The sequence below is a fragment of the Campylobacter fetus subsp. fetus genome (assembly GCF_900475935.1).
GTDB lineage: Bacteria > Campylobacterota > Campylobacteria > Campylobacterales > Campylobacteraceae > Campylobacter > Campylobacter fetus.
The window spans coordinates 366,369-386,450 of the sequence record NZ_LS483431.1; the positions used below are offsets into that span (position 1 = coordinate 366,369).

At 33.3% G+C, this 20,082-nt stretch carries 19 protein-coding genes; 15 read left to right on the plus strand and 4 right to left on the minus strand.

Annotated elements, in window-relative coordinates; translation table 11 throughout:
* Position 1 precedes the first annotated feature (1 nt).
* From DQN38_RS01975 to DQN38_RS02035, 13 genes are all read left to right on the plus strand, one after another.
* Positions 2 to 562 carry a DUF5416 family protein gene (locus DQN38_RS01975; RefSeq protein WP_002848580.1) on the plus strand — a complete coding sequence of 187 codons (561 nt, stop codon included), beginning with the start codon at positions 2 to 4 and terminating at the stop codon, positions 560 to 562.
* A gap of 26 nt (positions 563 to 588) precedes the next feature.
* Positions 589 to 1,200 carry a hypothetical protein gene (locus tag DQN38_RS01980; RefSeq protein WP_065844130.1) on the plus strand — a complete coding sequence of 204 codons (612 nt, stop codon included), beginning with the start codon at positions 589 to 591 and terminating at the stop codon, positions 1,198 to 1,200.
* Positions 1,187 to 1,615, plus strand: coding sequence for a hypothetical protein (locus DQN38_RS01985; protein ID WP_024305331.1), 429 nt, complete (start codon positions 1,187 to 1,189; stop codon positions 1,613 to 1,615). Before DQN38_RS01980 ends, DQN38_RS01985 begins: the two co-directional genes overlap by 14 nt.
* Positions 1,616 to 1,832: 217 nt before the next feature.
* Positions 1,833 to 3,053, plus strand: coding sequence for a major outer membrane protein (locus DQN38_RS01990; RefSeq protein WP_111738145.1), 1,221 nt, complete (start codon positions 1,833 to 1,835; stop codon positions 3,051 to 3,053).
* A 276-nt stretch (positions 3,054 to 3,329) separates the two neighbouring features.
* Positions 3,330 to 4,550 carry a major outer membrane protein gene (locus DQN38_RS01995; protein ID WP_111738146.1) on the plus strand — a complete coding sequence of 407 codons (1,221 nt, stop codon included), beginning with the start codon at positions 3,330 to 3,332 and terminating at the stop codon, positions 4,548 to 4,550.
* 123 nt (positions 4,551 to 4,673) lie between these two features.
* On the plus strand, positions 4,674 to 5,243 hold the full coding sequence (locus tag DQN38_RS02000; RefSeq protein WP_002848590.1) for a c-type cytochrome: 570 nt from the start codon (positions 4,674 to 4,676) through the stop codon (positions 5,241 to 5,243).
* Positions 5,244 to 5,387: 144 nt separating this feature from the next.
* Positions 5,388 to 6,506: an ABC transporter substrate-binding protein gene (locus tag DQN38_RS02005; RefSeq protein ID WP_002848592.1), complete on the plus strand. Its 1,119-nt coding sequence runs from the start codon at positions 5,388 to 5,390 to the stop codon at positions 6,504 to 6,506.
* 274 nt (positions 6,507 to 6,780) lie between these two features.
* Positions 6,781 to 7,677: a branched-chain amino acid ABC transporter permease gene (locus DQN38_RS02010; protein WP_065843993.1), complete on the plus strand. Its 897-nt coding sequence runs from the start codon at positions 6,781 to 6,783 to the stop codon at positions 7,675 to 7,677.
* A complete protein-coding gene (locus DQN38_RS02015; RefSeq protein WP_372682840.1) occupies positions 7,677 to 8,735 on the plus strand; it encodes a branched-chain amino acid ABC transporter permease in 1,059 nt (352 codons plus the stop codon). Before DQN38_RS02010 ends, DQN38_RS02015 begins: the two co-directional genes overlap by 1 nt.
* Positions 8,732 to 9,496: an ABC transporter ATP-binding protein gene (locus DQN38_RS02020; RefSeq protein WP_002848597.1), complete on the plus strand. Its 765-nt coding sequence runs from the start codon at positions 8,732 to 8,734 to the stop codon at positions 9,494 to 9,496. Before DQN38_RS02015 ends, DQN38_RS02020 begins: the two co-directional genes overlap by 4 nt.
* Complete coding sequence (locus DQN38_RS02025; RefSeq protein WP_002848598.1) at positions 9,493 to 10,188, plus strand: ABC transporter ATP-binding protein; 696 nt, start codon at positions 9,493 to 9,495, stop codon at positions 10,186 to 10,188. The genes DQN38_RS02020 and DQN38_RS02025 overlap by 4 nt, the downstream gene beginning before the upstream one ends.
* 70 nt (positions 10,189 to 10,258) lie before the next feature.
* Positions 10,259 to 13,333 (plus strand): cytochrome c biogenesis protein CcsA, encoded by a 3,075-nt coding sequence (locus tag DQN38_RS02030; RefSeq protein WP_002848599.1) that lies wholly within the window; start codon positions 10,259 to 10,261, stop codon positions 13,331 to 13,333.
* A gap of 66 nt (positions 13,334 to 13,399) precedes the next feature.
* A complete protein-coding gene (locus DQN38_RS02035) occupies positions 13,400 to 13,840 on the plus strand; it encodes a hypothetical protein (RefSeq protein WP_002848601.1) in 441 nt (146 codons plus the stop codon).
* Here DQN38_RS02035 and DQN38_RS02040 read toward each other — a convergent pair.
* Genes DQN38_RS02040 through DQN38_RS02055 form a run of 4 tightly spaced genes read right to left on the minus strand, consistent with a single transcriptional unit; the run spans position 13,830 to position 17,464 of the window.
* A complete protein-coding gene (locus DQN38_RS02040; protein ID WP_002848603.1) occupies positions 13,830 to 14,282 on the minus strand; it encodes a phosphatidylglycerophosphatase A family protein in 453 nt (150 codons plus the stop codon). The two genes, DQN38_RS02035 and DQN38_RS02040, sit on opposite strands and share 11 nt — an antisense overlap.
* A gap of 20 nt (positions 14,283 to 14,302) precedes the next feature.
* Entirely contained in the window at positions 14,303 to 15,481 is a 1,179-nt protein-coding gene (locus DQN38_RS02045; RefSeq protein WP_065843992.1) for a sulfate adenylyltransferase, read from the minus strand.
* Positions 15,459 to 16,349 (minus strand): response regulator, encoded by an 891-nt coding sequence (locus DQN38_RS02050; protein ID WP_002848607.1) that lies wholly within the window; start codon positions 16,347 to 16,349, stop codon positions 15,459 to 15,461. Before DQN38_RS02050 ends, DQN38_RS02045 begins: the two co-directional genes overlap by 23 nt.
* On the minus strand, positions 16,346 to 17,464 hold the full coding sequence (locus DQN38_RS02055; RefSeq protein ID WP_038452889.1) for a bifunctional 2-C-methyl-D-erythritol 4-phosphate cytidylyltransferase/2-C-methyl-D-erythritol 2,4-cyclodiphosphate synthase: 1,119 nt from the start codon (positions 17,462 to 17,464) through the stop codon (positions 16,346 to 16,348). Before DQN38_RS02055 ends, DQN38_RS02050 begins: the two co-directional genes overlap by 4 nt.
* A gap of 151 nt (positions 17,465 to 17,615) precedes the next feature.
* On the opposite strand from DQN38_RS02055, the gene thiC reads away from it, so the two are divergent.
* Both thiC and DQN38_RS02065 read left to right on the plus strand, forming a co-directional pair.
* Positions 17,616 to 18,968 carry a phosphomethylpyrimidine synthase ThiC gene (gene thiC / locus DQN38_RS02060; RefSeq protein WP_011731805.1) on the plus strand — a complete coding sequence of 451 codons (1,353 nt, stop codon included), beginning with the start codon at positions 17,616 to 17,618 and terminating at the stop codon, positions 18,966 to 18,968.
* On the plus strand, positions 18,965 to 20,041 hold the full coding sequence (locus DQN38_RS02065; protein WP_002848612.1) for an Mrp/NBP35 family ATP-binding protein: 1,077 nt from the start codon (positions 18,965 to 18,967) through the stop codon (positions 20,039 to 20,041). Before thiC ends, DQN38_RS02065 begins: the two co-directional genes overlap by 4 nt.
* The last annotated feature ends 41 nt before the right edge of the window (positions 20,042 to 20,082 follow it).

Sequence of the window (20,082 nt, forward strand, 5' to 3'; positions counted from 1 at the left end):
TATGGACAAAGCATTTATCATAGAAGAAATTTTAGATGATAGCGCAACAGACGCTACAACTGCCGCTTATAGCGGAAATTTTAATGAGTATAAAATCACCGCTTCAAAGCATATGCAAGGGTTTTATATCATTTCAGATATTGTTAAAAATAGAGATGAGACAAATATTTTTGATAATTCTATAAAAATGTTTGTTTTCAAAGATTGTGTGAAAAGTTTTGATGAGTTGATTTTAAATTTAGAATCAAATCCTAAAAACAAAGTACGATTTTCCAATAGTTTGACTATAGATAATGGTAATATTTCAGATATCAAAGTCTATATTTTTGGTTTTGATGAGACCAAAGATAGCTTTTTATTTGATCCAAATAAATTTCCACGCAATGCTGTTTATAAGTATAGGATCTCAAAAGATGAGTTTCATGCTCATATGAGTCTGAATTTAGATCAAAGATTGGCTAAAAACTTTATAGAATCTTTTGCTTTTAGTAGCGATTATGGATTTGAAAATAAGAAAATATCTGTTATAATAAATGAAATTTATAGATATGAGATATTATAATATTTTAAATATAAAAAGGAGAGAATATGCAAATAGGTGATTTTAATTCCAATAGTATGTTCGGTTTTTTAAACATAAAACCGGATTCACCGGAAAATATAGAGAAAATTAAAGAAAGTGCTTCAAAAATAGATGCAAAAAATATTACCCAAAATTATTTTTTACAGTTTCAGAATAACACTTTCAGTAATACTTCAGGAAATATAAATGTTCAAGTTGGACTTATGTCATTTAGCCTTCCAGAGCCATTTATGCCGGGCAATAGCAATAATTCTAGCGGGCTTAGCAGTGGTTTAAGTGATTTAATATCTAAAAATATATCACAAACAGGCTATACCGGAAAACCTATATCTAGTTTAAGTGAAGGTGAAGCTAAAGCTTTGATATCAGAAAATGGGTATTTTGGAGTTACAAATACTGCTGATAGAATAGCAGGTTTTGTTATAAGCGGTGCTGTAGATAATCTTGAAAAGCTTCAAAGTGGATTAGAAGGAGTTAAAAGAGGTTTTACCGAAGCCGAGAAACTATGGGGTTCAAAACTTCCTGATATATCGCAAGAAACTATGTCTAAGGCAATTTCTCAGATAAATCAACGCATATCCGAATTAGGAGGTAACACCTTAAATGTCACTGCGTAATATGCTTGTAATTTCAGTTTTAAGTATGTTTGCTTTTTCTGGGTGCGGAGTTACTTCCGCACCAAAACCAAAACCAACGCCAAAACCTCCGGTCGCAAAAGTAATTCCGAAATATATAAAAGGAACTATTGCTAAAATTGAACAAGCCGAAGGAGGTTGGAAGTATGATATACGCGGTATTGAAACATCAAATTCAAAGCTTAAATTTGCAAGTGCTATTTCTAGTGAAAACGGGTTTAAAGTAGGTGATTTGGTGTATGCTCAGATAGAAGGCAGCAAGATTACCTACATAAGTCTTATCATACAAAATTATGCAAATCCTGAAAAATCAAAACAAATTTTAAAAGTACATAAAAGAGATAAAAGCAAACAGTCTAAAATCGCAGCTCCTGTGGCGGAAAAACTAAATTTCTGATTTATCTATATAATTACCGAGCATTTACTAAATTTATTTATAATTTCAGAAGCAATCCGAATTTTAACTCCTTTCTAAAATTTCTAGGTGAGATTAGTAACAAATCTCACCTAAATATATATTTTGGTAGATATTATCAATAAAATGTATGAAATTTATCTTTTTTTAAGCAAATTACAATTAAAATTACCCATAACACATTTTAGAAGGAGAAAAAATGAAATTAGTTAAAATGAGCTTAGCCGCTATAGTAGCTGCCGGTGCTCTTACAAGTGTTGCGTCTGCAACTCCACTTGAGGAAGCTATAAAAAATGTTGATGTATCTGGTTTTGCTAGATATAGATTTGATAGCACAAAAGTTGATGCAAATGGTAATCAAGGCAGTGATACAAAAGCTAGCCATAGATTTACATCTTACGTAGATTTCAAAACTGCTTTAGATGACAATTTTTTCGCTGTTTTAGGTCTTAGATATGATAGCAAAGATGTTTCAGGTGATCATATAACAGGCGGACAAACACAAGTTGGTGTTAATGACGCAGGTGCTGAGGATTTTGGTCAAACTTTCAATGTTAGACAATTCCTATTAGGATACAAAGCCGGTAATACAACTATCCAAGCTGGTCGCCAAGTTCTTGGAACATTCTTTACTGATGATATGGTAGGAACAGGTATTAAAGTACTTAATACAGATATCACAGGTTTAACTCTTGCTGCCGTTGCTTTTGATGATTTACAAAATGATCCAGATATCGGAAGTAGAGGTCTAGTAGTAAATGGCTCACATACTTACCAAAATAACCTTTATGGCGTAGCTGCTATCGGTTCTTATGATCCAGTTAGCTTCCAACTATGGTATGCTATGCTTGAAAATGTTACTGATCTATACGCTATAGACGTTGCAATAAATTTTGATGCAACTGCTGATTTAAATCTTGGATTGCACGGACAATTCGCTGGCTCAAGCATAGATAGCGATTTCAAAAGAGGTACAAACAACGCAGCAGATGATGCTAATTTATGGGCTATCGAAGCAACTGCTGAAGGATTTGGTATAGACTTTAGCGCTGGTTATATAGACTTCTCAGCTGATAAAGATAAAGTTTCTGTTGTATCTTATGAGGATGCTGGTTCATTTATAAAACCAGGCGAGGATCTATTAGACTATACATTATTCAATGGTGAGAACAAATACTGGTTCATTACTGCAGGATATACTTTCTTAGAGAAATATAGAGTAGGTGTTGATTACATCGATGGTGAAAATAAAACAAATATTCTTAAAACAGACAAAACAGAGTTAGTCGGTAGAGTTAGCTATGCATATAGCAAAAAACTTAATTTTAAAGCTTGGTGGTCACATATAACTGAAGAGCCAGACAATGCTGGTAAAGATAAAACTGATCACTTCAGATTTGAAGCTAAATACTCATTCTAATTTCTATGACCCGACTTGTTCGGGTCTTTCTTAATATTTAAATTTAAACTTATTTTTATTAAAAAGTAACTCTTTTATTATAGTATTTGTACAAATTACATATAGCTTTACTTTATTATATTTAACTGATTTTTAAATTTATATACTAAAATATAGTACAAAATGTCTCGAAATTTCTCATTTGGTAAATAATCGGTAACTATTTTTTAAAAATTTATCTATTCTTAAGTTAATTACAACTAAAATTGCCTTGACAACTTTTTAGAAGGAGAAAAAATGAAATTAGTTAAAATGAGTTTAGCTGCCGTTGTAGCTACATGTGCTTTATCTACCGTTGCATCTGCAACTCCACTTGAGGAAGCTATAAAAAATGTTGATGTATCTGGTTTTGCAATGTACAGATTTGATAGTGCTCAATCTGATATGAATGGTAAAGATACAAAAGCATACCATAGATTTAAATCTGACTTCAACTTTAAAGCTGCACTAGATGATAACTTCTTTGGTGTAGTAGGCTTTAGATATGATAGTAGAGATGTTTCAGGTGATCATATAACAGGCGGACAAACAAATGTTGGACAACAAGATGTAGGTTTTGATAACTATGGTCAAACTTTCAATGTTAGACAATTCCTATTAGGATACAAAGCCGGTAATACAACTATCCAAGCTGGTCGCCAAGTTCTTGGAACATTCTTTACTGATGATATGGTAGGAACAGGTATTAAAGTACTTAATACAGATATCACAGGTTTAACTCTTGCTGCTATTGCTTTTGATGATTTGCAACTTGATACAAACATAGGAACTAAAGGTCTAGTAGTAAATGGCTCACATACTTACCAAAATAACCTTTATGGCGTAGCTGCTATCGGTTCTTATGATCCAGTTAGCTTCCAACTATGGTATGCTATGCTTGAAAATGTTACTGATCTATACGCTATAGACGTTGCAATAAATTTTGATGCAACTGCTGATTTAAATCTTGGATTGCACGGACAATTCGCTGGCTCAAGCATAGATAGCGATTTCAAAAAAGGCACAAATAATTTAGCTGATGACGCTACTTTCTGGGCTATCGAAGCTATGGCTAAAGCTTATGGTGTAGATTTCAGAGCTGGTTATGTTGATTTATCAGCTGATGATAAAAAAGTTTCTGTTGTGTCTTTTGAAGATCAAGGTTCATTTATAGAGGCTGGTGAAGATCTATTTGATACTTACTCATTCTTTTACGGCGACAACCACTACTGGTTTGGAGCTCTTGGATATACTTTTGATAAATTCAGAGTTGGTATTGATTATGTAAATGGTAAAATTACTAAAGCTACTTCAAACGGTAAAGTTAATGCTTACGAAGTAGTTCCTAGAGTTAGCTATGCATACAGCAAAAAACTTAAATTCCAAGCTTTCTGGTCTCATTACCAAATAGATGAGATAGATGGCAAAAACGATTTCAAAAACGATCACTTCAGATTTGAAGCTAAATACGTATTCTAATCTCTATGACCCGACTTGTTCGGGTCTATTATCCTTAAATCTTTTTAAATTTAAATACTCTTTTTATCAACTATTAAAAAAATATTCTGTATAATTAAATAAATTTAATCCATAAGGAATATTATGAATTTTCTTAAAAAACCGTTACTTTTCATCTGTCTCGCATGTTTTATGTATGCTGCTGATCTAGCTGATGATAGTAGCTATGTTATAGAAGCTAAAGGTGATTTTGGCAAAGAGCTTAAGGCTCTTGTGGAAAAGTACGCAAAAGATGAAAACGTATCGATAAATGTCTATAAAAAATCTCCACAAGATAATAGCGGTGGATTTATAAATATAGGAGTAGATAAAAATAGAGCTTACAATGCTAGTAAAGGTGAAGAGCTTTATAATGCAAATTGCAAGCATTGCCATGGAGACAAAGGAACAAGTAGGGCTATGGGAGTATCTCAGCGTTTAGCCGACATGAGTGCAGAAGATATTTCTGCATCTATGTCTGGTTATAATTCAGATCCTACTTTTGGCGGTAAATTAAAATATATTATGCAGCCTATGGCAAAAAATGTAAATTTTTCTCAAGTCGGAGATATAATAGCCTATATAAAAGGAAATGACGCATTTGCCATTGAAGATAATATAAAAAATAGCAATATAAGTACAAAGCCTACTCAACAAGGAAGTTATCTTGAGTAGCATTATGGTCAATTGACCATAATTCGGTTCTGTATTTCGAATTGTTACACTGCTTTAAATTTTTTTAAAATTTATATCTAATTATCTGTTATATTAAGATAAATTTATGTATTATCTAAAATTATAGCAAAACAAGGAGTATATATGAAGAAAATTTCACTTGTAGCATCTATTGCTTTAGTAGCTGCTACTTCGTTGATGGCAAAAGAGATTAAAATAGGCGTTGTTATGCCTATCACAGGAGCTGTTGCAGCATATGGTCAAACAGCGTGGGCAGGTATAGAGATGGCGAATAAATTAGAGCCAACTTTAAAAAATGGAGATACGCTAAAGTTAATTTTGGTAGATAATAAAGGTGATAAGGTAGAAACCACAACAGCTACTACAAGACTAGTAAGTGATGATAAAGTTACTGGCTTAATAGGAGCCATGGTCACTGGAAATACTCAGCAAGTGCTTCAAATAGCAGATGAGAAAAAAGTACCTATGATAGCTCCAGCAGCAACTGCCGATAAACTGCTTGACCGCGCAAAATACGGTGCTCGAGTTACTTTTATGGACTCTTTTCAAGGTACTAGCTTTGCTACTTACGCTGCTAAAAGTTTAGGCTTAAAAACTGCAGTGGTTGTAGTAGATCAATCGACTTCTTATTCGATCGGACTTGCAAAAGCATTTAAAAAACAGTATGAAAAAGATGGCGGAAAAGTTTTAAAAGAACTTAAGATAAGTAGCGGAGATAAAGATTTCAAAGCTATAGTATCTCAAATAGGAAGTTTAAATCCAAGTATAGTGTATATGCCGTTTTACCATCCTGAGGCAGCTTTGGTAGTGCGCCAAGCAAGACAAATAGGCTTAAAAACTCAATTTGCAAGCGGCGATGGCGTATCAAATGATACGTTTATAGAGCTTGCTGGAGATGCTTCGAATGGATACTTTTATACGGATGCGTTTGATAGTTCAAATCCCCCAACAGATAAAAGCAAAGAGTTTGTGGCTGCTTATACTAAAGAAAAAGGCGATGGAAATGTTCCTGGATTTACTGCTTTAGGTGCTGATTCATATTTTTTGATGGTGGATGCCATGAATAGATGCGAGAATCCAGAAGATAGAGAATGTGTTAATAAAAAGATCAAAGAGACCAAAAATTTTGAAGGTGTTTCTGGTATTATAAACATAGATTCTAAAGGAAATGCTATCCGTTCAGTCGTTATAAAAGAGGTAAAGGATGGGAGAGCTGTATATAAAGATACCGTGAATCCTTAATTTTCACATATTGTTTCTTGAGTTATTTTAGTGAAAATTCATATAATAAGTTTATGTACTAGAAGTAAGCCTTCTAGTATAGATTTTTACTTTATAGCTGCTAAAATAATCTCAAGATACTTCTGTTAATAATTTAGTTTAGGTTTCTTTTGTGGCATTTATAACGATAAATTTTTTAGTGGTAAAAGCATATGAAATTTACTTTTTTAATTATCAAATTTGGTATTTAAAAAAGTAAATTAAATTTGAAGTTTTAAATAAAAGTAGGAAAATTATGGATAGCTCACTTTTTCTCCAACAGATGGTAAATGGTTTTAGTTTAGGCTCTATGTATGCTCTTATAGCGATAGGTTATACTATGGTTTATGGAGTTTTAAGACTTATAAATTTTGCTCATGGGGATATAATGATGGTTGGAGCGTATGCCGCTCTTTTTTCTATGACTAGTCTTAGCCTTCCTTTTGGATTTGCGCTTTTGTTTGCTATAACAGTTGCTATTATTTTAGGAGTATTTACAGATAGAGTAGCTTATAAACCGCTTAGAAAAGCTCCTAGAATCTCACTTCTTATCACGGCTATCGGTATTAGTTTTTTACTGGAAAATGTTTTTCAAGTGATATTTGGCGGAACTCCTCGATCATTTCCGGTACCGTCTTATTTTGAACAATTAGTTACTATAGGATCTGTTAACTTAGCTATGACTGCTATTTTAGTACCGATTATCACACTTTTTTTACTCTCTGTCGTACTTTTTATACTTTATAGAACAAAATACGGAATGGCAATTAGAGCTCTTGCGTTTGATATAAGCACGGTTAATCTTATGGGAATCGATGCAAATATGATTATATCTATAGTATTTGCTCTTGGTTCGTCTTTGGCTGCCATAGGCGGTGTATTTTGGGCTTTAAATTACCCTAGTATAGATCCGCTTATGGGAGTTTTGATAGGACTAAAGGCGTTTGCGGCTGCTGTGTTAGGCGGTATAGGAAGTGTTGGAGGAGCAGTGCTGGGTGGATTTATCATAGGATTTACAGAGGTCGTAGCGGTTGCTTTATTTCCTGATTTAGCTGGATTTAAAGATGCGTTTGCGTTTATATTTTTGATATTAGTTTTACTTTTTAAACCAACTGGAATTCTTGGATATAATTTTGAAAAAAGTAGGTTTTAATAATGTGTATTTGTAAATTTAGATATGTTTTATTTGTAGCTTTGGCAGTCGGTTTTCTTTTTCTAAGCAATAGTTATTTTAGTGAATATTCCCTAAGAATAGTAAATAATATCGCTATTTTTATAATCCTAGCTATAAGTTATAACCTCATAAATGGAGTAACTGGTCAATTTAGTCTTGAGCCAAATGGTTTTGTTGCGATCGGAGCTTATGCGGCAGCTCTTTTGCTTTTAAACTCAGATTCAAAACTATATCAGTTTGACGTAACTGAACCTTCAAGTATCATTTTAGCTATTCATACTACAAATTTTATTTTTGCTATGCTAGTTAGTGGTATATGCGCTACTATCTTAGCGTTAATCCTAGCTATGCCTGTTTTTCGGGTAAGAGGGGATTATCTTGCTATAGTTACGCTTGGATTTGGTTTTATTATCCAGCTTTTAGCTGTAAATTTTCCTGCTTATACAAATGGCTCTCTTGGCTTAAATGAAGTTTTAAGAGTAGATGGGGATGGAAATATTAGCAGATACACAAATATATTTTATAGCGGATCGGTGGCGATAATAGCTGTTGTCGCTATTTTAAATTTAATATACTCAAAATTCGGAAGAGCTATGAAAGCAGTAAGAGATGATGAGGACGCCGCAACTGCTATGGGTATAAATACATTCAGAGTCAAAACATTGGCTTTTTGTGTGAGCGCGTTTTTTGAAGGTGTAGGGGGTGCTCTTTTGGTCGGGCTTTTAGGCAGCGTAAGCCCGGATCAATTTACATTTATGTTTACGTTCCAACTTCTTATCATTATAGTTCTTGGAGGTCTTGGAAGTACGACCGGAGCAATACTAGGAACGATTTTGGTTATAGGAGGAAGCGAGTGGTTGAGATTTTTAGATGAACCTATGAATATATTTGGCTATGAAACTCCTGCTTTTCCGGGTCTTAGAATGGTGGTATTTTCAGTAGTGCTAATATTTGTAATGCTGTTTGCTAGACGAGGAATTATGGGACAAATGGAGCTTGGAGAATTATTTAATAAATTTAAAAAGGTCGGTAAATGATACTTGAACTAAAAGATATCAGTAAGAGTTTTGGTGGAGTTCAAGCTATCGCAAAGACAAGTTTTGGTGTTTCAGAAGGTGAAATTTTCGGTCTTATAGGACCAAATGGCGCCGGAAAAACCACTATGTTTAATATAATAACCGGAGCATACACTCCAACTAGCGGTGAAATAAGATTTAATTCTATTTTATTAAATAGTGTTAAACCTCATAAAATAGTTAGTTTAGGTATAGCAAGAACATTTCAAAATATCAGACTTTTTAGCTCTCTTAGTGTTTTAGACAATGTTTTGATAGGTTTAAACAACTCTACAAAATACAGCTTTTTAGAAGCAATTTCTCATATAGGACGTTTTAGAAAGTCTGAAAATTTAGCCAAACAAAGAGCTTCGGAGATTCTTGAAGAACTTGGTATTTTCAAATTTAGAAATGAATTTGCAAATAGCCTTAGCTACGGTCAGCAGCGTAAAGTCGAAATAGCAAGAGCTTTAGCTACGAATCCTAAGCTGTTATTATTAGATGAGCCAGCCGCCGGTATGAATCCTAGCGAAACGGACGAATTAGCAGAGTTGATATTTAGTTTAAGAAATAAAAATAAGCTTAGTATTTTATTGATTGAGCATGATATGAAATTTGTAAATAGACTATGTGATAAAGTTTTAGTTTTGGATTATGGTAAAGTGATATTTGAAGGGCTTCCTAGTGATGCCGTACAAAATAAAGATGTTATAACTGCTTATTTGGGAGATTTTTTAGAATGATAAATGTTAAAAATTTACACGTATATTACGGTGTTATAGAAGCAGTCAAAGGTATAAATTTCAGCGTTGAAACCGGTCAAATAGTAAGTTTGATAGGCTCAAACGGAGCTGGTAAAACATCTACTTTAAACGCCCTTATAAACTCAGTTAAAAGAACCGGAGAAATAAGTTTTTTGGGTTATGAAACAAGACGCCACCAAACGCACACCATAGTAAGACAAGGAATATCGTTAGTTCCTGAAGGAAGAAGAGTTTTTATAAATTTAACAGTAGAAGAAAATTTAAAAATGGGAGCTTTTAATAATTCAGAAAATTATGAACACTTAAGAGATGCGATGTATGAGTTTTTTCCGCGTCTTAGGCAGAAAAAAGATCAATTAGCCGGTACTTTAAGCGGTGGTGAGGCTCAGATGTTGGCTATATCGCGAGCTTTAATGAGCGAGCCAAAACTTCTTATGCTAGATGAGCCAAGTTTAGGACTAGCTCCAAAGATAGTCGGCGAAGTTTTTGACATAATTTTAAAGCTAAAAGAAGAAGGTATAACTATACTTTTAGTTGAACAAAATGCTTTTTTGGCACTTAAAATTAGTGATTATACATATGTGCTTGAAAATGGTCATATAGTTATGGAAGGTAACTCAAAAGATATGATAGGCAATGATGAAATTAAGAAAAAATATTTAGGTGCTTGAAAGTATTAGCAAAATATTTATTTTTTGGTAATAGAATTTAGCCAGACGTGACAAAATTTTAAGGATTTTAATGGATATTTTTAAAAAATTATTTTTAAGTATGGGCTCCGCTGTTATACTTTTTTTAATATTTGCTATTAGTAGCGGTGTAGCAACTATTATAGAAAGTGTTTATAATACTCAAACTGCATGGGCTATAGTTTATGGTGCTGGGTGGTTTGCTTTAGTTCAGCTTTTGCTTGGCGCAAATCTTGCATACAATATAGTTAGATACAAACTTTTAAATTTAAAAAAACTACCTGCGCTTATATTCCATGTTAGTTTTATTTTTATACTTTTAGGCGCTGCTCTTACTAGATATATCGGTTTTGAAGGCCAAATGCATATAAGAGAAAGCGGCGAGAGTAATGAAATTTCAACTTCTCAAAGCTATATTCAGCTAAAAAGTTTTGATGAGGGAAAAACTTATATAGCTTCAGAGCCAAAATATATCTCAAGCGCTTGGGGAAATAGTTTTAAATTATCTCTTGATGTAGATAATAAACCGGCTATTTTAACCTATAAAAGTTTTATGCCAAATGCTACCTCGGCATGGGTTCAAAGTGATAAAGGTGAGCCTGTTTTGGAGCTTATATTTTCTAATGATACAAATAGTAGATCAGTTACTTTAAAAGAAAATGAAAGTATCGAAGTAGGCGATATCAGTTTTACATTTAATGATACTCCAAAGCAATCTAAATTTATAAATATAGTTTTAAAAGACGGTAAGTTTTTTATTAAAACAAATCAAAATATAGATTATATGCAAATGAGCGATATGAGTAGAGGCTCTATACCAAAAGATAAAATAGTACCTTTTGAGGGATTAAGATTGTATAGTATCGACGGTATAAATTTTGCTCCTAAAACCATGCTTGCTTCAGCCATAAAAGGAGTTAGACAAGTAAGTGATAATGAGCGCGGCTCAGACGCTATCATAGCTACTTTAAGTTATAATGGAGATAGTAAAGAAATATCTATGCTTAATTTTATGCCAGGCGATACCGTAGTTGTAGGCGGTAAGAATTTTGAGGCTACTTGGTCTCCTATGATGATAAAACTTCCGTTTTCTCTTTATCTTAAAGATTTTGAATTAAAAAGATATCCAGGTTCAAACTCTCCTATGAGTTATAGTAGCGATGTTATAGTTAAAGATGGGGATTTAAATATGGATTATAAAATTTATATGAACCACGTTTTAGATCATAGTGGGTATAGATTTTTTCAAAGCAGTTATGATATGGATGAGTTAGGAACTATTCTTTCAGTAAATAAAGACCCGGGTAAAATTCCAACTTACATAGGATATTTTTTACTAGGTTTAGGATTATTTTTAAATATTTTAAATCCGTATTCAAGATTTAGAAAATTAGCTAAATTAGTTAATGAAGCAAATATTAAAAATGCCGCTGTATTCTTGATAGCCTGTAGCGTAATATTTGGAGTTAGTGATCTGCAAGCTTATAATTCGCTTCCTACTATATCTAAAGAACATGCACAAAATATCTCAACTATAGTTGTTCAAAGTGCCGATGGTAGAATGAAACCTTTTGATACGGTTAGTCATGAAGTATTAAATAAACTATACAGAAGTGATAATTACAATTCTATGAACGCAAATTCTGTTTTTTTGTCTATGATGGTAAATTCGTCTTATTGGAGAAATGTACCTATTATCAAAATAACAGATAAAGAGCTGAAAAAAGTATTAGAAATGCCTATAAATCAAAAATATGCAAGTTTTAACGATTTCTTTACTAAAGATAGCAGTGACAATATGGAGTATAAGCTGATAAAATACAGCGAACTAGCAAATAGAAAATCTCCTGGAGCTAGAAATCAGTTTGATAAAGATGTTATAAAAGCGGATGAAAAATTAAATATACTTTATATGGTATTTATGGGCGAGTTATTTAGAGTAATACCTAAAAAAGATGATGTAAATAATACATGGTTTTCTCCGGCTGGAGCTATAATGAGTTTCTCTCCTAGCGAAGCAAGGGAAGTGACTACTTTATTGCAAAATTACTTTGATGGAGTGGCTATAGCTCAAGATAGCGGAAATTGGGAAAAAGCGGATAAAACTTTAAACGATATAAAAGATTATCAAAAGAAGTATGGCGCGGCTGTTATGCCGAATCAGAAGAAAATAGAACTTGAACTTGCTTTCAATAAATACAAGATATTCCAAAATTTAACGCCCGTATATCTTTTAGCCGGTTTTGCTCTTCTTATAGTTGTATTCACAAGAATGATAAGACCAAAAATTAAGATAAATTCAGTATTCAAGATAGTTTATATTATAAATATTTTAGCTTTTGCGGCTCATACTATAGGTCTTGGACTTAGATGGTATATAGCTGAGCATGCTCCATGGAGCGATAGCTATGAAAGTATGGTGTTTATAGCTTGGTCATTAGCATTTAGCGGTATGGTTTTTGCTAGAAGTTCTGCTATATCTTTGGCTTTGACTTCTATTTTAGCGGGTGTGACTCTATTTGTTGCTCACTTAAGCTGGATAGATCCTCAGATCACTACTTTAGTTCCTGTGCTTCAAAGCTACTGGCTTACTATACATGTTAGCGTTATAACTGCTAGTTATGGATTTTTAGGTCTTTGTTCGCTTCTTGGATTATTTACTCTTGTTCTATTTGCCTTACAAGGTAAAAAAGAAAATAGTGAACTTTCAAGAAATATCTTAGAGGCTACTAGGATAAATGAGATGGCGATGATACTTGGATTAAGCCTTCTTGTGTTTGGTAACTTTTTAGGCGGAGTTTGGGCAAATGAAAGCTGGGGTAGATATTGGGGTTGGGATAGTAAAGAGACTTGGGCTTTGGTTAGTATATTAGTTTACGCTGCCATCGTTCATATGAGATTTGTCCCTAAAGTAAACTCTCAGTATGCATTTGCAGTGGCATCTATGTTTGGATATTTGTCTATTATTATGACTTATTTTGGCGTAAATTTCTATTTGTCTGGTATGCATAGTTATGCTGCAGGAGATCCAGTTCCAGTTCCAAATTTTGTTTGGGTAGCATTTGCTGTAATGATAGTTATAAGTTTATTAGCTTATAGAAATAAAAAGTATAGTAAGAATTTATAAAGTTCTTACTATCTTACTTGAAGCCCATTTTGGGCTTTTTTAAAATTTTACAAAAAAGGTATTAGCTTGAATGAAAAATTGATATCTGGAATTATAGCTTTAATTATCATTGCTTTAATTATTATTTTTATATTAGTTATAGTTATGGTTGCAAAAAACAAACCAAAAGCAAAAACTGTACATATAGCTATAAATAAAGATAGCAAAGGTCTTGATATAGAAGATCTTATATCTATTGTTTCAGATAAAAAATCTACAAAAGAGGATATTTTCAAAGCGTCTCAATACTTCATTAAAAACTTTAAAATACCTCCTAAGCTAGACGGCAAAGCTCCTCCAGAATCAAAGATATATCTGCGTTTTATAGCACTTGTTGCAGCACATAAAAACTCAGATGCTAAAATAATAGCATATATAGACAACGAGATTAAAAAATCAAACTCTAAATACGGAAATGAGATTGATAAATATGAAAGAAACGGTATAGCAAGGCGAACTAGATTTTAAGTAATACCCAGTAGCAAATGGCGCTCATTAATCCGGCAAACGCTCCTGCTATCATATCATCACCCATAACGCCAAGACCGCCTTTTACGTTTTTATCGACTCTTCCTATTATGCTAGGCTTTGTTATGTCAAGTATTCTAAAAAATATAACCGATAAAATTATGGCCAACCAACTAGCAGAACTTATGCTGATAGCTAACCAAACACCTGCTACTTCATCTATAACTATATGGCTTTGATCGTGCTCTTTGGTTGTTTCTTCGTATTTATTTATTATATTTATAGAAGCTAAAAATAGTAAAATAGAAGCTAAAAATAGAGTTTGTGCGCCTAAATATTTCAGTATTAAAACTGCAATAACCGCGCCTGCTATACTTCCCCAAGTTCCTGGAGCCGGCTTCATAAGTCCAACGTAAAAAAATGTTAAAAATAGCTTTTGCACTAAAATATCCTTATTTTAATTTAAGTTAAAGATGTTGTTTGATAGAGCCTCATAAGCTCTTCATAAAACTCTCTTTGGCTATGACTCTCTAATATACCGGAATTTGGAAACAGATCATCATAAATTTTTTGTAGGTTTTTAAATTTATTTGGAAAAAGTTCGCTTAAAATCATAGATGAAATCTCTTTTCTCATAAGAATAGCAGGAGGTATGATACCTTCAAATAGTAGTTCTTTAAGAGTTTGAGGATGATATTTTATATGATGATGCTGTCCGTGAGGGCAGGTTTTAATGCTCACTATAGTGCGGCACTGATTACAATAAACTAGCTCAGGCATAATGATAATATCGATATTTAGATCTTTTGCATATTTGTCTAATACCGTGTTTGCTTGATTATCATTATAAAACATTCCTATTCCGCCGTGATTTTGTCCTACTACAAGTTTTGTAGCACCGAAATTATGTGCAGCCAAGCACTCTAAAACAGGATTTATATGATCACTAAACAGATATGTATTTTCAAAAGGAACTATAATAACTCTTTCTCTGGGTAAAAAATTATCTCTAAATAGTTCAAGTGTTCTTTTTCTAAGATCGAAACTGAGTCGTCTATCGCTTCCAAATGTTCGTATAAGAAATAAAATTGTGATATCTGCTTTGTCTATGGTCATTCTCACAAGTCTTTCATGAAGTCTGTGAAATGGATCTGCTGTGAGCATAAGAGCGGTTACTTTTTTGATATTTTTTTGTTTGATTATATTATGAATGTTCTTTTTTATCTGTCTTAAATCATCTTTGTATATCACAAATTCGCCACTTACCGCAAACTCACCGGCTCTTTGGTTTTCTGGTAGTTCGATATCTCTTGCTCTAAATATGCTGTGAGTAATATTGCTCAGTTTAAATATCGATGAAACAATGATATGGCCTATTATTTGGTTATCTTTTAAAATATCTATTCTATCGCCTTTTTTGGCATTTTTTATGGTTTCTTGATTTCTTTTTCCATATGGCGCAAACGTATATGCGTAAGGCATCGGTTCGCCTTCAAAGTATCCGCTTTCTTCAGATATTTTTGCTTCTTTTTCATTCATAAGTCTTGTAAATTTACTTAGAATTTGATTTTGGATTAATACCAGCGTTCCATACGCTTCTTGATTTATTAAAATCGTACTATTTTTTCTTTGTGAGATCATGCTTTTTTCTCTTCTCCCAGAGTGATTTTCTAGAAATACCAAGTCTTTTAGAAAGTTCGGTATCTGGAAATGTGTCTTGATAGCAAAGTATCATATGTTTTACATATTCATCTATTGTCAAAATCTCATCGGCTTGCAAACCTTTATCGTTTGTATTTATGATAACTTTATCTAAATTTAAAATATTCAGATCCACGTTTGAAGATATGACTACATTTTGATTTGATATTAAGTTTAAAAACTCGTCTCTACTATCTGCTTTTAATTTATCAAATTCCGTTATATATATAAATGAGTTCGGTTTTAAATTTTTTATTATATCTGCAGTATTTTCACTATCTAAGTCTATGATTTCATAAGCCAAATTTAACTCTTTTGCATAATTAAAAACAAAGCTATCCGCATATTGATTTTTGTCCGTTACTATCAAAAACGGCATTCTTAGCTTTTTGAAGTCGTATTTTGGTGTTTTGTATGTTTTAACAAACGACTCTATAAGACTTTGATATGTTTTGTTTAGTATTTCATATTTTTTGTATGATTCAAATAGCTTTATTTTTCTTACTAACTCTTCTATCATAAATGGTTTTTGTATATAATCATCAGCCCCGGCTTTTATCGGATTAGATACTGTATCGTTGCTAATGTAACTTATAAGAAGTATTATTATAGATCTTGAGTGTTTTTTAATAACTTGATAAAAATCTTGTCCGATAAGTCCCGTAGAGAGTAACACAACATCGAATTTATCGTCTTTTAGCGCATCTGTTGTGCAAGACGCAATCTCACAGCTATATCCAAAGTCGGCTAGTTTGCTAGATATGCTTTGAGCTAGGTATATTTCGTTTTCTATGATTAAAACTTTCATAAAACGTTCCGCCAGTTAAAGTATTTTAAATTTACAATCGCATTTGCAGCGATTCCCTCGTTTCTTCCTATAAATCCAAGATGTTCTGTTGTTGTAGCTTTTATATTTACTTTATGCAAAGGAATGCCTAATATATCGGCAACTATTTTTGCCATAGCATCTTTGTATGGTGATATTTTCGGACTTTGTGCTATTATGGTGATATCTGCGTTTATGATATCAAAACCTATGCTTCTTATTAAATTTACGCTATTTTGCAAAAGTATTTTTGAATCTATGTCTTTAAATTTAGAGTCGTTATCTGGATAAAGCTCACCTATATCAGGAGCGCTAGCAGCTCCAAGAAGCGCATCACAAAGCGCGTGTAAAGCAACGTCTCCATCGCTGTGAGCTATAAAAGCTTTTGAATACGGTATTTTGACACCGCAAAGAGTTATAAAATCACCTTCTTTAAAAGCATGCACGTCAAAACCGTTTCCGCAAAATATGTCATTTGATGGAGAATTCAAGTTTAGGCGTTTTAAGTCATCTTTATAAGTAAGTTTTTTTGCTCTTTCATCACCTTCTATATACCAGACTGTTCCCCCTATAGCTTTTATAGCAGAGCTGTCATCTGTAAAAATATTATCTGTTTTTAATGCTTTTTTAAGCATATTTGTGCGTGATAGTTGAGGAGTCTGAATCAGTTTTAATTCATCTCTGTTTATGTATTCGTTTTGATATATTACGCTATCAGAAATTTTAAGGGCCGGAACTATGCAATCTGCATTATGAGCCGATTCTATAAGTTTAGTTATAAGCTCTTTTGGTATATCCGCTCTTGCTATATCGCTTACCATTACGAACTCGCTATTTATATTGGAAATAGCATTTCTAAGGCTATCTTGCCTTGTTTCTCCGCCTTTTATAAATTTAAAATGACTACTGAATTTGCACATATATTCACATTCATTTGAGACAACTATGACATCTTTAAATAAGTAGTTTGAACTAATATTTTTTGTGGCATAAAGCCAAAGTGGATCATCGCCGGTTCTTAGCCACTGTTTTTTTGATTGCAAACCAAAACGAGTGGAATTTCCGGCGCCAAGCATAATCAAAGAGAGATCAAGCAAAGCTTTTCCTTTAGTAAAGTGTTACGAAATTATACACTTTTTTATCTTACATTGCAATTATTTTATTTTCAAATTTAAAATTGTAAGTTAAATTGCTTTTCAATTATATTTCAGTACAATAGCAAAATCTAAAAATAAGCAAGGAAAAAATATGAGAAAAGATTGGTGCGAAGCCCGTAAAAACGACCCTACGCCAACTCAAATGTATTATGCTAAAAATGGAGTTATAACTCCTGAGATGGAGTATGTAGCAAAAGTAGAGATGCTAAAACCTGAGTATATTAGACAATTAGTTGCAGAAGGAAAACTCATTATCCCTGCTAATATAAATCATACAAATCAAATTCCAATGGCAATAGGTAGAGCCGTAAAATGTAAAATTAATGCAAATATCGGCTCAAGCGCACTTGCTAGCGATATAAACGAGGAGATAGAAAAGCTTAAAGTATGTTTAAAATACGGAGCGGATACTGTTATGGATCTAAGCACCGGCGGAGATTTAGATGAGATAAGACGCGCTATTATAGCAAACTCAACCGTGCCTATCGGAACCGTGCCTATATATCAGATAATTCATGATATAAAAGATCTTGATAATCTAACTCCTCAAATTATGCTTGAATGTATAGAAAAACAAGCTAAGCAAGGCGTTAGTTATTTTACTATCCATGCCGGATTTTTACTTAAATTTATGCCTTTAGTAGCAAAAAGAAAAATGGGGATAGTTAGTCGCGGTGGAAGTCTTATGGCTAGTTGGATGATGAAGCATCATAAAGAAAACCCATTTTACGAAGCTTTCGATGAGATATGCGATATTTGTGCTAAATATGACGCTTCGCTAAGTCTTGGAGATAGTTTAAGACCCGGCTGTTTGCATGATGCTAGCGATGAAGCTCAGATGAGTGAGCTTGCTGTTTTAGGCGAACTTACTAAACGAGCATGGGAGAAAAACGTTCAAGTTATGGTAGAAGGCCCAGGTCATGTTCCATTTAATCAGATCGAGTTTAATATGAAAGAAGAGAAACGCCTTTGTCACGACGCGCCGTTTTATATACTTGGACCGCTTCCTACTGATATCGGAGCAGGTTATGATCATATCACGAGTGCGATAGGCGGAACGATGGCTGCATTTCATGGAGCTAGTATGCTTTGTTATGTTACTCCAAAAGAGCATCTTGGATTGCCGAATGCAAAAGATGTAAGAGATGGTATAATATCACATAAAATAGCAGCTCACGCAGCAGATATTGCTCTTGGTAGAGTAGGAGCTATAGAGCGAGATCATGCTATGAGTGATGCTAGATATAAATTTGATTGGAACAAGCAGTTTGAGCTTGCTCTTGATCCTGATAAAGCAAGAGAACTTCATGATGAGAGTTTGCCTCAAGACGTATTTAAAGAAGCTGAGTTTTGCTCTATGTGTGGACCTAAGTTTTGTGCTTATAAAATTAGTCAAGAAATAGCAAAAATAGAGTGCAGTGACTATCCAAAGGAGAAAAAATGACAAATGAACAAATTTTAGAAGAGTTAAAAAAAGTAATATATCCTGGATTTAAAAAAAGTATAGTTGAGTTTGGCTTTGTAAAAGAAGTTGATCCGGATATCGTAGTTGAGATAGTTTCTGCTAAGCCAGAAATCGCAACTAAAGTAAAGCAAGATATAGAATCTTTAAATTTAGATAGAAAAATTATTATTCAAACACCAAAACTAGAAGAAGAAAAAAGTAATTCTAGAAGCGGTAAAAATATAGCGCCTCAGATTAAAAATTTTGTTATGGTAAGCAGCGGTAAAGGCGGTGTAGGTAAATCAACAACAACTTTAAATTTAGCTATCTCTTTAGCTAAACAAGGTAAAAAAGTAGGACTTTTAGATGCAGATATTTATGGTCCAAATATACCTAGAATGCTTGGATGTCAAAATGAACAGCCAAGTGTAGTTGGCCAAAGATTAAAACCTATACTGACTCACGGTATAGAGATGATGAGTATGGGAATTCTTATTGAGGCTGGGCAAGGACTTATGTGGCGTGGAGCTATGATAATGAAAGCTATAACTCAGCTTCTAAATGAAGTTATGTGGAGCGATCTTGATGTTTTGTTTTTGGATATGCCTCCAGGAACGGGAGATGCGCAGATAACTTTAGCTCAAAGTGTTCCTGTAACTGCTGGAATATGCGTAAGTACTCCGCAAACCGTTGCTCTTGACGACTCAGCAAGAAGTCTTGATATGTTTGAAAAGCTTCATATACCAGTAGCGGGAATTGTTGAAAATATGAGCGGATTTATCTGCCCTGATAACGGTAAAGAGTATGATATATTTGGTAAAGGCGGAACTAGTGAGTTGGCTAGTCAGTATGATACTGAGATTTTAGCTCAGATACCTATAGAGCCATCGATAAGAGTAGGCGGAGATAGCGGAAAACCGGTAAGTTTTTATGAGCCAAACTCAGTTTGCGCAAAAAGATATGAAGAAGCAGCCGCAAAACTTTGGGAAAAAATCGAGTCCATAAATGCAGATGGTGGAGCCGATAATTCTGCTATTCAACCAGATAATAGCGGTAAAGCAGCTTGTCATTAAACGGCATTTTATTTTGAGTAATTTTAAGGAAATTGTAAATT